Raw genomic sequence first — 14,256 nt, 5'->3', positions numbered from 1 at the left:
TACGGGTCAGCCGCCCGCCGTACGGTGAGCGGCTCAGCCGACCGCCCGCGCCGCCGCCCGGCCCGCCGCGCGCCCCGAGAACAGGCAGCCGCCCAGGAAGGTGCCCTCCAGCGACCGGTAGCCGTGGACGCCTCCCCCGCCGAACCCGGCCGCCTCGCCCGCCGCGTACACGCCGTCCAGGGGGTCGCCGCCCTCGGTGAGGACGCGCGAGGAGAGGTCCGTCTCCAGGCCGCCGAGGGTCTTCCGGGTGAGGATGTTCAGCCGCACCGCGATCAGCGGGCCCGCCTTCGGGTCGAGGAGGCGGTGCGGGGCGGCGGTGCGGATCAGCCGGTCGCCGAGGTAGGCGCGGCTGCCCCGGACCGCCGTGATCTGCAGGTCCTTGGTGTAGGGGTTGGCGGTCTCGCGGTCGCGGGCGACGATCTCCCGGCGCAGCTCCGCCTCGTCGACGAGGTTCTCCCCCGTGAGCGCGTTCATACCGCGGACGAGCGCGCCGAGGTCCCGCTCCACGACGAAGTCGACCCCGTGGTCCATGAAGGCCCGCACCGGGCCGGGGACGTCGGACCGGGCCCGGTCGACGACGCCCCGGACGGACCTCCCGGTCAGGTCGGGGTTCTGCTCGGAGCCGGAGAGCGTGAACTCCTTGCCGATGATCTTCCTGTCCAGCACGAACCACGTGTGGTCGTACCCGGTGCTCATGATGTGTTCGAGCGTGCCGAGGGTGTCGAAGCCCGGGAACAGCGGCACGGGCAGCCGTCTGCCGCGCGCGTCCAGCCACAGCGACGAGGGTCCGGGCAGGATGCGGATGCCGTGGTTCTCCCAGACCGGGTTCCAGTTGTGCAGGCCCTCGGTGTAGTGCCACATCCGGTCGCGGTTGATGAGGTGCCCGCCCGCCCGCTCCGCGATGCCGAGCATCCTGCCGTCCACGTGGGCGGGCACGCCGGCCACCATCCGCTTCGGCGGGGTGCCCAGCCGCTTCGGCCAGTGGGCGCGGACGAGGTCGTGGTCGCCGCCGATGCCGCCGGAGGTGACGATCACCGCCTGGGCCCGGAGTTCGAACGCGCCGGTGACCGTGCGGCCGCTGGCCCGTCCGCGCGCGACGTCCGAGGGCTCCAGGATCTCCCCCGTGACGGTGTCGACGGTGCCCGCGCTGCGCGACAGCCCGGTGACGCGGTGCCGGAAGCGGAGCTGTGCCAGTCCCCGGTCCACGCCCGCCCGCACCCGCCGCACGAAGGGCGTGAGGAGGCCCGGTCCGGTCCCCCACGTGATGTGGAAGCGGGGGACGGAGTTGCCGTGCCCGGTGGCGTCGTAGCCGCCGCGCTCCGCCCAGCCCACCACCGGGAAGAACCGCACGCCCTGCCGGTGCAGCCAGGCGCGCTTCTCCCCGGCGGCGAAGTCCACGTACGCCTCGGCCCACTTGCGCGGCCAGTGGTCCTCGGGCCGGTCGAAGGCCGCCGTGCCCATCCAGTCCTGGAGGGCGAGCGCGTGACTGTCCCTGATGCGCAGCCGGCGCTGCTCGGGCGAGTCGACGAAGAACAGGCCGCCGAAGGACCAGAAGGCCTGGCCGCCCAGCGACTGCTCGGGCTCCTGGTCGAGAACGATCACCGAGCGGCCCGCGTCGACGAGTTCCGCGGCCGCCGTGAGACCGGCCAGACCCGCCCCGATCACGATCACGTCTGCGTCGTACGCCATGGGGCGGCCCCTTCGTCGGTCGGCGCGGCACCGGACGTGATGACCGGTCGGTAAGTCGCTCCGGGACGGCATCCTTGGGCACACGGATGCGCCCGTCAACTGTTCGGACGCGTGCGTTCGCCGCGATCGGGTGGCCGGGTGCGCCGACCCCCCTGGTTGGATGGGCGCATGAGTGCCGCCGACGAGATCATCGACATAGTGGACGAGAACGACCGGGTCATCGGGCAGTCCGCCCGCGGCGAGGCGTACGCGCGCGGGCTGCGCCACCGCTGCGCCTTCGTCCTGGTGCGCGACGCGGACGGGCGGATCTTCGTGCACCGCCGCACCCCGGCCAAGCTGGTCTTCCCGTCCCTGTACGACATGTTCGTCGGCGGGGTCGTCGGCGCGGGCGAGTCCTACGACGACGCGGCCCTGCGGGAGGCGGAGGAGGAACTGGGCGTGAGCGGACTGCCCCGGCCCGCCTTCCTCTTCAAGTTCCCGTACGACGACGGCGCCGGCGGGGCGTGGTGGTCCGCCGTGTACGAGGTGCGCTGCGACCTGCCGGTGGACCCGCAGACGGAGGAGGTCGCCTGGCACGGCTTCCTGACGGACGACGAGCTCGAGGCACGGCTCGGCGCGTGGGAGTGGACGCCGGACGGGCTGGCCGCGTACGAGCGGCTCCGGGCGTACGGCCGCCGCCCGTGACGAGACGTACGACGTTCCTGCGCGACCTCCGGCTGTGGTTCGTGCCCCGGGCGGTCCGCGAGGAGGGCACGACGCCCGACTACCGGTTCTCGCTGGCGAACGAGCGCACCTTCCTCGCCTGGCTGCGCACCGCGCTCGCGCTGATCGGCGGCGGTTTCGCGGTGGACCAGTTCCTGCCGGACCTGCCGTGGGGCTGGCGGGTGGGCCTGGCCCTCGCCCTGCTGGCGTGCGGCGTGCTGTGCTCACTGCGCGCGGTCAACCACTGGGTGAAGGTGGAGCGGGCGATGCGGCGCGGCGAGGACCTGCCCGTGTCGCGGTTCCCCGCCCTGCTCGCGGTCGTCGTGGCCGTGGTCGCCGTCGCCATGGCCCTCGTGGTGCTGCTGGGGTGGGAGGGCTGAGCGGCACGGGTGATCCCCGCGACGGGCACACCGTGCGCGAGGAGCGCGACCCGGGACTCCAGCCGGAGCGTACGCGGCTGGCGTGGCGGCGTACGACGCTGTCGTGCACCGTCGCCGCCGTGCTCGCCGGGAGGACCGCGCTGACCGGCGGCCCCTCGGCGGCCGGCGTCCTGGTGTGCGCCCTGTGCGCGGCGCTGTGGCTGGCCTTCCTGGTCCTCGCCCACCTGCGGATGCGCGACCTGGCCGTGGCCCGCCCGGCCGCGCCGGCACCGCGCACCGTCGGCGCGGCCGCGCTGTGCACGGTCGCGCTGGCCCTGTGCGCGGCCGCCCTGGTGTTCTGAGAACGGACGCTGCCGCGGGGCCGGCGTCAGCTCACGGTCACCACGATCTTCCCCCGCGTGCTGCCCTCCTGGTTCGAGCGGTGCGCCTCGGCCGCCCGTTCCAGCGGGTACGTCTCCGACACGTGCACCGAGACCGCGCCCTGGGCGGCGAGGTCGGACAGGGCCTGCAGGTCGGCGGGGTCGGGGCGGACGAACCAGTACCGGCCGCCGTGCTCGGTGACGGCCGGGTCGGAGACGGAGGCGATCCGGCCCTCCGGAGCCAGCGTGTCCGCGAACTCCCTGAGGCTGTCGCCGCCGATCACGTCGAGGGCCGCGTCGACACCGTTGGGTGCCAGGGCCCGGACCCGGTCGACGAGACCGTCCCCGTACACGACCGGTTCGCCGCCGAGCTCGCGCACGAACTCGTGGTTGCGCTCGCTCGCGGTGCCGATCACCCGGGCGCCGAGGTGCCGGGCGATCTGCACCGCGAGCGAGCCGACGCCGCCCGCGGCCGCGCTCACCAGCACGGTCTCGCCCTGCCGTACGCCGAGCACCCTGGTGAGCGCCTGGTAGGCGGTGAGCCCGGCCAGGGGCAGCCCGGCCGCCTCCTCGAAGGAGAGGTTCGGCGGCTTGCGGGCCAGCGTGCGGACGGGGGCGGCCACGTACTCGGCGAAGGTGCCCCGGGACAGGGCGTCCTCGCGGACGTAGCCGATCACCTCGTCGCCGGGTGCGAACTCCGGTACGGCGCCGCCGGTGCGCTCCACCACGCCGGAGACGTCCCAGCCGGGAATGACCGGGAAGTGCGCCTCCAGCATCGGGTCGAGATACCCCTCGCGGCACTTCCAGTCCACCGGGTTCACGGCCGCCGCCCGCACCCTGACCAGCACCTGGTCCGGTCCGAGTTTGGGTTCGCCGACGTCTCCGTACGCCAGGACCTCGGGTCCGCCGTACCGGTTGTAGCTGATGGCCTTCATGCTTCGACCCTCCGGGGTACTCGTACGGTGCGCAAGCCGGGCGCACTGCGCCGAAACGGCGCATACGTCTTTGTGCGTGACCTAATGGGCCACGTCCTTCCTCACTACCCCCGAAGGTGAGCAGCATGACCACCGGCCACATGGAACACACCGCTCACGAGCACCCGCACGGTCCGTCCTGCGGCCACACGGCCGTGCAGCACGGCGACCACACCGACTACGCGCACGACGGGCACCTGCACCGGGAGCACTCCGGGCACTGGGACGAGTGCGAGCCCGCCGGGCACACCGCGCACGAGGGACACGACCACCGGCACGGCGCGACGTGCGGACACCGCGCGGTCGAGCACGGCGACCACCTGGACTACGTGCACGACGGGCACCGGCACGCGGCGCACCAGGGCCACTGGGACTGCCACTGACCTGTCCCCGACACCTCGCGGCTCCGTCCGGACGGCCGGAGACCCCGGTCACGTCGGGATTCCCCTCTGGACGACATACCGACCGGTCGGCATCATGGCAGGGTCCGAGAAAGGCCCGTTCCCCTCCCGCGAGGAGCCCCCTGATGCCCCCTGACCACCCGCCGGGTCTCGACCCCGGCCGGCTGCGCGCCCTGCTCGACGCCGAGCGGCCCGGCCTGGTGAGCGGCCCGCTGACCGGCCGGCTGATCGAGGGCGGGCGGTCCAACCTGACGTACGAGGTCACGGACGGCACCGGGAGGTGGGTCGTCCGGCGGCCGCCGCTCGGCCATGTGCTGGCCACCGCGCACGACATGCGGCGCGAGCACCGCGTGATCAGCGCCCTGTACCCGACGGACGTGCCCGTGCCGCGGCCCGTGCTGCTGTGCGAGGACGAGGAGGTGCTCGGCGCGCCGTTCTACGTCATGGAGTTCGTGCCGGGCACCCCGTACCGCACCGCCGAGCAGCTCGCCCCGCTCGGTCCGGAGCGCACCCGGGCGGTGGTCCTCGGGCTGGTCGACACCCTCGTCGAGCTGCACGCGGTGGACCCGGCGGCGGTGGGCCTCGCGGACTTCGGGCGCCCGGAGGGCTTCCTGGACCGGCAGCTGCGGCGCTGGGGCAAGCAGCTCGACGCCTCGCGCGACCGCGACCTGGCCGGCATCGACGAATTGCACGCCGCCCTGGGCCGCGCCCTGCCGCACTCCCCCGCGCCCACCGTCGTGCACGGCGACTACCGGCTCGACAACGTACTGCTGGACGAGGACGACCGGATCGCCGCCGTCCTGGACTGGGAGATGTCCACCCTCGGCGACCCGCTGACCGACCTCGGCCTGCTGGTCATGTACAGCGTGCCGCTCGGGCTGCCCGACTCCCCCGTCTCCACGACCGCCACCGCGCCCGGGCACCCGGACCCGGCCGAGCTGGTCGAGCGGTACGCGGCGCGCTCGGGGCGCGACGTGTCCGCGGTCTCCTGGTACACGGCGTTCGCGTGGTTCAAGCTCGCCGTGATCCTGGAGGGCATCCACTACCGCTACACGCTCGGGCAGACCGTCGGCCGCGGCTTCGACCGCATCGGCGACTTGGTGCCCGTCTTCATCGAGCACGGCCTGAACACCCTCCAGGAAGGCTGAGAACGGCATGGACTTCGCGTTCGACGCGCGCACCGAGGAACTGCGCGCCCGGCTGCTCGCCTTCATGGACGAGCACGTGTACCCGGCCGAGGCGGTCGCCCACGAGCAGCGCGCCCGGCTGGCGTCCCCGTGGGAGACCCCCGCCGTCGTCGAAGGACTGAAGGCCGAGGCGCGCCGGCAGGGGCTGTGGAACCTGTTCCTGCCGGACGCCGGGTACGGAGCCGGGCTCACCAACCTCCAGTACGCGCCGCTCGCCGAGATCACCGGCCGGTCCCCGCAGCTCGCGCCCACCGCGCTGAACTGCGCGGCGCCCGACACGGGCAACATGGAGGTGCTCGCGCAGTTCGGCGACGAGCGGCAGAAGAAGCAGTGGCTGGAGCCGCTGCTGGCCGGGGAGATCCGCTCGGCGTTCGCGATGACCGAGCCCGAGGTGGCCTCCTCCGACGCCACGAACATCACGACCCGTATCGAACGGGACGGCGACGACTATGTGATCACCGGGCGCAAGTGGTACATCTCCGGCGCGATGAACCCGGACTGCCGGATCTTCATCGTGATGGGCAAGACCGACCCGGACGGGGCGGACATCCGCCGTCAGCAGTCCATGGTCCTGGTGCCGCGCGACACCCCGGGTGTCGAGGTCCGGCGCGCCATGCAGGTGTTCGGGTACGAGGACCACTACCACGGCGGCCACGCCGAGGTGGTGTTCGACCACGCGCGCGTGCCGGTGTCGAACCTGGTCGGCGAGGAGGGCGGCGGCTTCGCCATCGCCCAGGCGCGGCTCGGTCCGGGCCGTATCCACCACTGCATGCGGCTGATCGGCATGGCCGAGCGGGCGATCGAGCTGATGTGCCGGCGGGCGGTCTCCCGCACGGCGTTCGGCAAGGCGCTGGGGCAGCAGGGCGTGGTGCAGAACTGGATCGCGGACGCCCGGGTGGCGGTCGAGCAACTGCGGCTGCTGGTGCTGAAGACCGCCTGGATGATGGACACGGTCGGCAACAAGGGCGCCCACACCGAGATCCAGGCCATCAAGATCGCCACCCCGCGCACGGTCGTGGACATCGTCGACCGGGCGATCCAGCTGCACGGCGCGGGCGGGGTGAGCCAGGACTTCCCGCTGGCCGAGCTGTACGCGGGCGCCCGGACGCTGATGCTCGCCGACGGCCCGGACGAGGTGCACCAGCGGTCGCTGGCGCGGCGGGAGCTGAAGAAGTACCTGTGAGGGCGCGCGGGCGCCCCTGGTTCCGCTAGGGGCGCAGCGCCCGCAGCAGCAGGTCCGCCAGGTGGTCCGCGACCTGCTGCGGGGTGAGCGGACCGTCGGGCCGGTACCAGGTGGACAGGTGGTGCACGGAACCGAAGTGGTAGTCCACCACCAGGTCCGCCGGGGTCGCCTTGGAGAAGACGCCCGACTCCTGGCCCTCCTCGACGAGCGCGCGGAAGCGCTCGTGGTACCGCCGGCGTTCGGCGCGCACCTGCTTGTTCTTCTCGGGGCTCAGGTGGTGCATCGAGCGGAAGAAGATCGAGGCGTCGTCGAGGTTCTCGATCGTCGTGACGACGACGTCGGCCGCGGCGCCCCGCAGCCGCTTCTCCACGGGCTCGTCGGCGTCCGCGAAGGTGTCCAGGCGCTCCTGCTGGACGCGGAGCACGCGTGCGTACACCTCGTGCAGCAGGTCGTCCTTGGAGCCGAAGTAGTGGTACAGCGCGCCCTTGGTGACGCCGGCCGCCTCCACGATCTCCTGCACCGACGTACGGTCGTAGCCCTGCTCGGCGAAGAGCCGGGTGGCGGCGGCCAGCAGCCGCCGCGGAACGGGTTGCCCGTCCGTGTCCGTCGTCCTGGGCACTGTCGCCACCTGCCTCTCCGCTCCGCTCACCGCTGCTGTGTGCTCCGTGTACGGAGGATCTTGCCATTGCCCGTGTCCGGCACGCCGGGCAGGGAGTCCCGGCCGTGCGGTCAGCCGGTGGCCTCCCACTTCTGCTGGATACGGTTCATACCGGTCAGCCACCGGTCCGGGACGGTGGCCCGCGCCTGGTAGAACTCGGCGACCTCGGGGTGCGGCAGGATCAGGAAGCGGTCCTCCTCGATGCCCTTCATCAGCGCGTCCGCGACGGCCCCGGGTTCGATCGCGGTCGGCGCGAGCACCAGGTCGCCCGCGCTCCCGGTGGCGGCCAGCATGTCGGTGCGCACGCCCTGGGGGCAGACCGCGTGCACCTTCAGGCCGCGGTGGCGGTAGGTGAGCGACAGCCACTCGGCGAAGGCGTACGCGCCGTGCTTGGTGACGCTGTACGGGGCGGCGCCGATCATGGTGAGCAGCCCGGCGGCGGAGACCGTGGAGACGAACCGGCCGCGGCCGCGCTCCAGCCAGTCCGGGAGCAGCGCCCGCGCCGCGCGGACGTGCGCCATCACGTTCAGGTCCCAGGCCCGCGCCCAGACCTCCTCGTCGGCCGCCTCGGTGCCGGCGGAGCCGAGGCCCGCGTTGGCGCAGTACACGTCGACGGTGCCGCCGAGGGCGTCCCGTGCCTCGGTGACGATCGCGGAGGCGTCGCCGGGCACCGCGACGCCGCCGATCTCGTCCGCGACGGCCCTCGCCCGGTCCGCGTCGAGGTCGTTGACGGCGACCCGGGCGCCCTCGGCAGCGAACCGGCGGGCCAGCGCGGCCCCGATGCCGCTCCCCGCCCCGGTGACGACCACTCCCGCATCCCGCACGGCTTCCACCACGGTCTCCTTCCGCACGGCTCCCGCATGACGCGGCTCGGCTCCGCCGGACAGACTAACCAGTCGGTATGTCCGGCGGAAGAGGCGTCCGTACGGTGCGGGTCGCGTCCGCCGCGTTCCCCGGCACCCGCCCCCGCGCTACCGTGCATGACCATGACAGTGACGAGACGGGGACTCCTCGCCGCCGGCACGGCCGCCGCCGCGCTCACGGCGGCTCCGGCCGTCGCCGCCGGGGACGGCGGGGACGGCGGCGGGCGGCGGCTGCGGACCGGCTTCGAGCGGCTGGCCGCCGACGGGTACGCACTGCTCGACGGGGCGCGGGTCGGTGTGGTCACCAACCCCACCGGCATCACACGCGACGCCCGCCACATCGTCGACGTCATGCACGCCGACGACCGCGTGGACCTCGTCGCCGTCTTCGGTCCGGAGCACGGCTTCCGCGGCACCGCTCAGGCGGGCGGCTCCGAGGGCCGGCACGACGACCCGGCCACCGGACTGCCCGTGCACGACACCTACCTCAAGAGCGGGCAGCCGCTCGCCGACATCTTCACGGCCGCCGGCGTGGACACCGTCGTCTTCGACATCCAGGACGTGGGCGCCCGCTTCTACACGTACATCTGGACGCTGTACGACTGCATGGAGGCGGCCCGGCTCGCGGGCAAGCGCTTCGTGGTGCTGGACCGGCCGAACCCGGTGACCGGGCGTTCCGCACAGGGGCCGGTCCTGCACCGGGAGTTCGCCACCTTCGTCGGCCGGGAGCCGATCGCCCAGGCGCACGGCATGACGGTGGCGGAGCTGGCCCGGCTGTTCAACGCGGAGTTCCTGAGCGCGCCGGTGCCGCTGGACACGGTGCCGATGTCCGGCTGGCGGCGCTCGGACTTCTACGACGCCTCGGGGCTGCCCTGGGTGCCGCCCAGCCCGAACATGCCGACGCCCGACACCGCCCTCGTCTACTCCGGCACCTGTCTGTTCGAGGGCACCAACCTGTCCGAGGGGCGCGGGACCACGCGCCCCTTCGAACTGCTCGGCGCGGAGGGCGTCGACCGGCGGTGGGCCGAGGAGGCGAACCGGCTTCAGCTGCCGGGCGTGCGGTTCCGGGAGGCGTACTTCGCGCCCACCTCCTCCAAGTTCCAGGGGAGGACGGTCGGCGGGGTGCAGCTCCACGTCCACGACCGGGCCGCCTTCGACCCCGTGCGTACCGGGATCGGCCTCCTGGTCACCGCCAGGAAGGCGTGGAGCGGCTTCGCCTGGCGCCCCGACCACTGGATCGACCGGCTGACCGGCTCCCCGCTGGTGCGCACGATGATCGACGCGGGCGCGGGCACCGACGAGGTCGTGGGCGGCTGGCAGCACGAGCTGGCGGCCTTCCGGCGGGTGCGGGGCCGGTACCTGCTCTACCGCTGAGCGCCCCCTCCGGACGTACGCGACGTATGGCCAAGCGCCGCCACCGGCGGGACCATGTGGATCGCACGGCGTACCGGGCCGAAGGGGGCTCGACATGGCGGACGCGGGCGGCATGAGCGTGTCTCCCTACTGGGAGCTGACGTTCGACGCGGACGGAGACGCGGACGACCGGCAGCGGGAACGGCTGCTCGCGCAGATCGTCCGGCACGGCGTACGGGACCTGGTCGTCTTCGCGCACGGCTGGCACAACGACCGGGCGGAGGCGACCCGGCTCCACAGCCGCTTCTTCGAACCGTTCCCCACCCTCGCCCTGCGGGCCGCTCTGGGGTACGTGGGCGTGCTGTGGCCCTCGATGCGGTTCTCGGACGAGCCGCTGCCCGGCCGCGCCCCGGCGGTGGCGGCGGCGGCCACGCGCCCCGTGCTCGACAAGGGCAGCCGGCACGCGCTCCTCGAGACGTTCCCCGGGCGGGCCACGGTCGTCGAGCAGCTCGCCCGGCTGCTGGACCAGCGGCCGGACGACGCGGGGGCGCTGGACGAGTTCGGGCGTCTCGTACGGCTCCTGGTGGAGGTGCGGCCGCAGGGCCCGCAGGCCGCGTTCGCGGCGGACATCCTCGCCGGGGGCGTGCCGCAGGGGGACCCCGAGATGCTGTTCGGCGACACCGTGTCGGTCTGCGGGGAGTTCGCCGGGGCGCTGGCCGAGGCGGAGGCCGGGGCGGGCTCCCGCGCCGCCGGACCGCCCCGGCTGTGGGACGGGGCGCACGAACTGCTCCGCCAGGCCACGTACTTCGCGATGAAGCGGCGCGCGGGGACCGTGGGCGAGCGCGGGCTCGGGCGGGCCGTGGGGCAGCTCGCGCAGGCGGCGCCCGATGTGCGGGTGCACCTGGTGGGGCACAGCTTCGGGGCGCGGCTGGTGTCGTTCGCGCTGCGCGGGCTGCCCCGGGGGGTGCGCACGGTGAAGGGCGTGACCCTGCTCCAGGGGGCGTTCTCGCACTACGCGTTCGCCGCGCGGCTGCCGCACGACGTCCGGGCCGGCGGGGTGCTGCACGGCCAGCAGAACCGCATCGACGGGCCCCTCGTGTGCTGTCACTCCCGCCACGACTCCGCGCTCGGCACCTTCTACCCGCTCGCCTCCCGCACGGCGGGCGACTCCCGCTCCCTCACGGGCCACGGGACCGGCGGGCTGCTGGGCGCCAAGTGGGGGGCGCTCGGGTACGACGGGGTGCGGGCGGTGCCGGACACCGTCGCGCTCGGGCTGGCCGACGCGATCGGGCCGCCCCTGCCCGCGTCCGGCTGTGTCAACGTCGACGCGGCGGCGGTGGTGCGGCGCGGCGGGCCGCCGGCCGGCGCGCACAGCGACGTCTGCCACCGGGAGCTGGCGCGGGTGGTGCTGGCGGCGGGCCGCGTCGGCTGACCCGCCGCCGGTCGTCCGTGGCCGGCCGTCCGGCCACCGGTGCGGCTACCGGTGCGAGGTGAACTCCACGACCTGCTGGTACGTCGGCCTGTTCTGCCAGCTGATCGGCGCGTGGCCGATGCCGCCCAGCTCGCGGTGGACGATCGCGTCGGCGCACCACTGGTCACCGGCCGCGCAGGTGTCGTCGCCCGGGTAGACCTGGGCCGCCGTCCGGCCGGCCGCCTCCTTCAGGGTGCCGGTCAGGACGTCGCGGCAGCCGCCGAGGGTGCCGCCGCCGCAGTACGTACGGGCGAGGGCGCCCTCCACCGGCTCACCGAGCACCGCTCGTACATCTTTGTCGACATAGCTCCACCAGCCGTACTGGAAGGCGCTGCCCGCGTGGGCGCCGGTCGGCCCGTGCGCGGCCGAGGGCGACTCGTCGACCGGCAGGTTCGCGGTGACCGCCGTGTAGAGGTCGTCGCCGAGACCCGGCGCGAACTGGGCCTCCACCAGCAACGGCCACCAGGCGTCCAGGAGACGGATCGCGTCGGCGTGGGCGTACTTCCGCGAACCCGGCGACGTCTCCGTGCGCAGCGCGCCGGCGGCCACCCAGTCCTTCAGCCTCGTCACCGCCGTGGCGACCGCGGGATCGGTGACCGGGGCGGAGCCGAGCACCTCCAGCAGTTCCGGCAGCACGTGCTCGGCCCGCAGGTCGGCGAGCCCGGCCTCCGCCATCGCCTTGACGAGCGACGCCCTGGTCACCCCGCCCTTCCCGGTCAGCTCCCGCACCCGGGTGTCGAGCAGGTCGCCGCGGTGCACGGAGCCGTTGCCCCAGGAGGCGGCGGGGTAGTCCGCGGCCTGCTTGTTGTTCCAGGAGACGTAGTAGTCCTGGCCGGTCGAGTTCGGGTGCTCGGCGGGCGGGGTGTACTCGGCGGTGTTCGCCCCGGGGTCCCAGCCGCGCCACTCGAACTCCGGCCGGGCCCACGCCGGGAACTCGGCGTCCACGTCCGTGGCCCGCACGGGGTTGTCGCCGCTGTTGTAGTACGCGGTGCGCTCGGAGTCCGCGTAGAACCAGTTGAAGGTGTAGTTGACGTGCTGCACGGCCCGCTGGAAGCTCTCCGGGCTGTTCACGTACTCCGGGTCGTTCAGCATCTGGAAGCCGATCACCGAGTCGACCTCGTGCAGGTAGGAGGAGCGCAGGGTGGTGTACGCGACCTTCTTCCCGTCGACGGTCGCGCGGTGCGTGACCGGGCCGTACGCGGTCCGCCAGACCTGCATGCGGTAGGAGCCCGCCGGAGTGGGGTCGGCGGTGGTCGGCCGCCACGCGTTGTTCCGCTCGACCTTCTCCATCGGCGTGCAGGTGCCCCGGTACAGGTAGTGGTGGTCGTCGCGGCACAGTTCGACGGCGTACGTGTCGATGACGTCCTGGCCCGAGGTGGTGGCGCTCCAGGCGTAGTCCTGGCCCCGGCCCAGTTCGACGTACATGCTCAGGCCCGCGAAGGAGGCGCCGCGGGCGCTGATGCCGGGCCCCTGGAGCTCCTGGAGAAGGAGCAGCTGGGGCGCGAAGTAGCCGGTCTGCGGCCCGAAGACGGCGATCGGATGCCCGCTCGCGGTGTGTTCGCCGCTCACCACGAGCGCGTTGGACATCCCGCGCCGGGCCGAGGTCAGGGCGCTCGCGCCGGCCGCGGCCGAGGCCCCGGTGGCCGTGGGGCCCGCGGCGCTGCCGGTGCGGTCGTGGACGAGGGGTTCCGCCGTCACCGAGCCGGGTTCCGGAAGAGCCCTGCCCCGTGGGTTGTCGGGCCGGGTCGCGTACGGGAAGCTGCCCTCGTGGACGGTGAGGACGGCCTCGGGGTCGTTGCGCATCCGGAAGGACTCCCACACCCGGGTGCCCTCGGCCACGCCGTACTTCGACTGGGCGGCCAGCAGCGAGAGCGCGTTGTCCACCTCGCCGCCGCCCCCCGAGCCGAACAGCGCGCCGATCACGGAGGCGAGCGCGACCAGGTCGGTCAGCTCGAAGCGCTCGATGGTGCCGGCGTTGGTGATCGCGTCCTTGTGGCCGGTCAGGACGTACTCGCCGGGGAAGTTCCGGGCGCGGTCGGCGGCGTCGATGTAGGCGTTGATGCCGTCGAGGTAGGCGGTCGCGTCGGCGAGGGCCTGTTCGCCGCGGGCCCCGTTGGTCTCGAAGACGCGGTCGATCTGCGCCCGGAGATCGGCCTCGGTGTAGGGCGCGCTCCGCCAGAACTGCTGCTCCAGGCCCTGGTTGGCCGGGTCGCCGCCGGCGAACGGGGTCAGCTCGCCGCGGCCCACGTGCCGGAACAGGTCCATCAGCCACAGCCGGTCCTGGGCGGCCGCATAGCCCGCTCCGAACTCGGTGCCGTATCGAGTGGTACCGGTGATGTGCGGCACACCGTTCCGCTTGTCGCGGACGATCGTGACGTCCGTGCGGCCGGCCGGGCGCACGGTGGAGGCGACCTGGCCGGCGGGGACACCGAAGGAGGCGTCGTCGAAGAACTCGCCGATCTTCGCGTCGGTGAGTGCGGGATACCCGGTGGCGAGGTCCGCGTACGGGCCGAGCCGGTCGCCCGCGTGCCCGGGCCGGGCGCCGAGGACCTGGTGGAGGAGGATCTCGGCGAGGGTGGCGCTGCCGTTCTGACCGGGCGGCAGTATTTCGGCGCACCGGCCGCCGCAGTGGTCCTCGGCCGCCGCTTCGGTCACCGTGGCCGATTCCGTGACGGCGGCCGCGGCCGATTCCGTGCCGGTGGAATATGCGCGGGCGGCCGCCGGGGACAGCGGGCCCAGAAGTACCGCCACGAGGACGCATACGGTGGCCGCTCCGAGGAACTCCTGGAATCGCCGGGGAGTTCTCGGTCTGACGAGGGCGGTGCATGGGGTGCGCCAGTGCATGACAGCTCCTCCCGACGGGGTGAGCCGGACGTTACCGCCGGTATCCCCGAGTTTGGAGATGAACATGCGTCAAATTTTCTGGAGGTGTCAACCCACCGCAGGGCCGCGGAAATCCCCGGTCACATGGTCAGGAGCGGCCGAGAACCGCTCGACGGATGCCTTATGGATGTCATCCGAAATCGGATGGAGCCG

Annotated in this window: 13 protein-coding genes; 8 read left to right on the top strand and 5 right to left on the bottom strand. The window is 73.5% G+C overall.

Translation table 11 applies throughout. The features are described from left to right. Positions 1 to 33 precede the first annotated feature (33 nt). Positions 34 to 1,689, bottom strand: coding sequence for an FAD-binding dehydrogenase (locus tag IEZ04_RS14430; RefSeq protein ID WP_189217239.1), 1,656 nt, complete (start codon positions 1,687 to 1,689; stop codon positions 34 to 36). 168 nt (positions 1,690 to 1,857) lie between these two features. Here IEZ04_RS14430 and IEZ04_RS14425 point away from each other — a divergent pair, with 168 nt between their 5' ends. The 3 genes from IEZ04_RS14425 to IEZ04_RS14415 are packed head-to-tail and all read left to right on the top strand — an operon-like array spanning position 1,858 to position 3,112. Next, entirely contained in the window at positions 1,858 to 2,373 is a 516-nt protein-coding gene (locus IEZ04_RS14425; RefSeq protein WP_189217238.1) for an NUDIX hydrolase, read from the top strand. Continuing rightward, positions 2,370 to 2,771, top strand: a complete 402-nt coding sequence (locus IEZ04_RS14420) for a YidH family protein (protein WP_189217237.1) — start codon at positions 2,370 to 2,372, stop codon at positions 2,769 to 2,771. Before IEZ04_RS14425 ends, IEZ04_RS14420 begins: the two co-directional genes overlap by 4 nt. Beyond that, positions 2,759 to 3,112, top strand: a complete 354-nt coding sequence (locus IEZ04_RS14415; protein ID WP_229821041.1) for a DUF202 domain-containing protein — start codon at positions 2,759 to 2,761, stop codon at positions 3,110 to 3,112. The genes IEZ04_RS14420 and IEZ04_RS14415 overlap by 13 nt, the downstream gene beginning before the upstream one ends. A 26-nt stretch (positions 3,113 to 3,138) precedes the next feature. Here the strand turns inward: IEZ04_RS14415 and IEZ04_RS14410 are convergent, their stop codons facing one another. Continuing rightward, on the bottom strand, positions 3,139 to 4,065 hold the full coding sequence (locus IEZ04_RS14410) for an NADP-dependent oxidoreductase (RefSeq protein WP_189217236.1): 927 nt from the start codon (positions 4,063 to 4,065) through the stop codon (positions 3,139 to 3,141). 125 nt (positions 4,066 to 4,190) lie between these two features. Here IEZ04_RS14410 and IEZ04_RS14405 point away from each other — a divergent pair, with 125 nt between their 5' ends. The 3 genes from IEZ04_RS14405 to IEZ04_RS14395 all read left to right on the top strand — a co-directional run bounded on the left by IEZ04_RS14405 (position 4,191) and on the right by IEZ04_RS14395 (position 6,875). Then, positions 4,191 to 4,487, top strand: a complete 297-nt coding sequence (locus tag IEZ04_RS14405) for a hypothetical protein (RefSeq protein ID WP_189217235.1) — start codon at positions 4,191 to 4,193, stop codon at positions 4,485 to 4,487. 143 nt (positions 4,488 to 4,630) lie between these two features. Further along, positions 4,631 to 5,653, top strand: a complete 1,023-nt coding sequence (locus tag IEZ04_RS14400) for a phosphotransferase family protein (RefSeq protein ID WP_189217234.1) — start codon at positions 4,631 to 4,633, stop codon at positions 5,651 to 5,653. Between the two features lie 7 nt (positions 5,654 to 5,660). Further along, positions 5,661 to 6,875, top strand: coding sequence for an acyl-CoA dehydrogenase family protein (locus IEZ04_RS14395; RefSeq protein WP_189217233.1), 1,215 nt, complete (start codon positions 5,661 to 5,663; stop codon positions 6,873 to 6,875). A 25-nt stretch (positions 6,876 to 6,900) separates the two neighbouring features. Here the strand turns inward: IEZ04_RS14395 and IEZ04_RS14390 are convergent, their stop codons facing one another. Both IEZ04_RS14390 and IEZ04_RS14385 read right to left on the bottom strand, forming a co-directional pair. Next, a complete protein-coding gene (locus tag IEZ04_RS14390) occupies positions 6,901 to 7,494 on the bottom strand; it encodes a TetR/AcrR family transcriptional regulator (protein WP_189217435.1) in 594 nt (197 codons plus the stop codon). Positions 7,495 to 7,604: 110 nt separating this feature from the next. Next, positions 7,605 to 8,369: an SDR family oxidoreductase gene (locus tag IEZ04_RS14385; RefSeq protein WP_189217434.1), complete on the bottom strand. Its 765-nt coding sequence runs from the start codon at positions 8,367 to 8,369 to the stop codon at positions 7,605 to 7,607. A gap of 150 nt (positions 8,370 to 8,519) precedes the next feature. On the opposite strand from IEZ04_RS14385, the gene IEZ04_RS14380 reads away from it, so the two are divergent. Together IEZ04_RS14380 and IEZ04_RS14375 are read left to right on the top strand one after the other, a co-directional pair. Continuing rightward, positions 8,520 to 9,770: an exo-beta-N-acetylmuramidase NamZ family protein gene (locus IEZ04_RS14380; RefSeq protein WP_189217232.1), complete on the top strand. Its 1,251-nt coding sequence runs from the start codon at positions 8,520 to 8,522 to the stop codon at positions 9,768 to 9,770. A gap of 94 nt (positions 9,771 to 9,864) precedes the next feature. Next, a complete protein-coding gene (locus IEZ04_RS14375) occupies positions 9,865 to 11,181 on the top strand; it encodes a serine-threonine protein kinase (protein WP_189217231.1) in 1,317 nt (438 codons plus the stop codon). A 45-nt stretch (positions 11,182 to 11,226) separates the two neighbouring features. Here IEZ04_RS14375 and IEZ04_RS14370 read toward each other — a convergent pair whose 3' ends face one another. Then, the gene (locus IEZ04_RS14370; RefSeq protein WP_189217230.1) at positions 11,227 to 14,064 is read right to left on the bottom strand and encodes a penicillin acylase family protein; all 2,838 of its coding nucleotides are present in this window, start codon (positions 14,062 to 14,064) and stop codon (positions 11,227 to 11,229) included. Between the last annotated feature and the right edge of the window lie 192 nt (positions 14,065 to 14,256).

It is taken from the genome of Streptomyces ruber, assembly GCF_014648075.1.
Classification (GTDB): domain Bacteria; phylum Actinomycetota; class Actinomycetes; order Streptomycetales; family Streptomycetaceae; genus Streptomyces; species Streptomyces ruber.
Note: the sequence above shows the minus strand (reverse complement) of the source record. Positions and strands in the feature narration are given on the sequence as shown.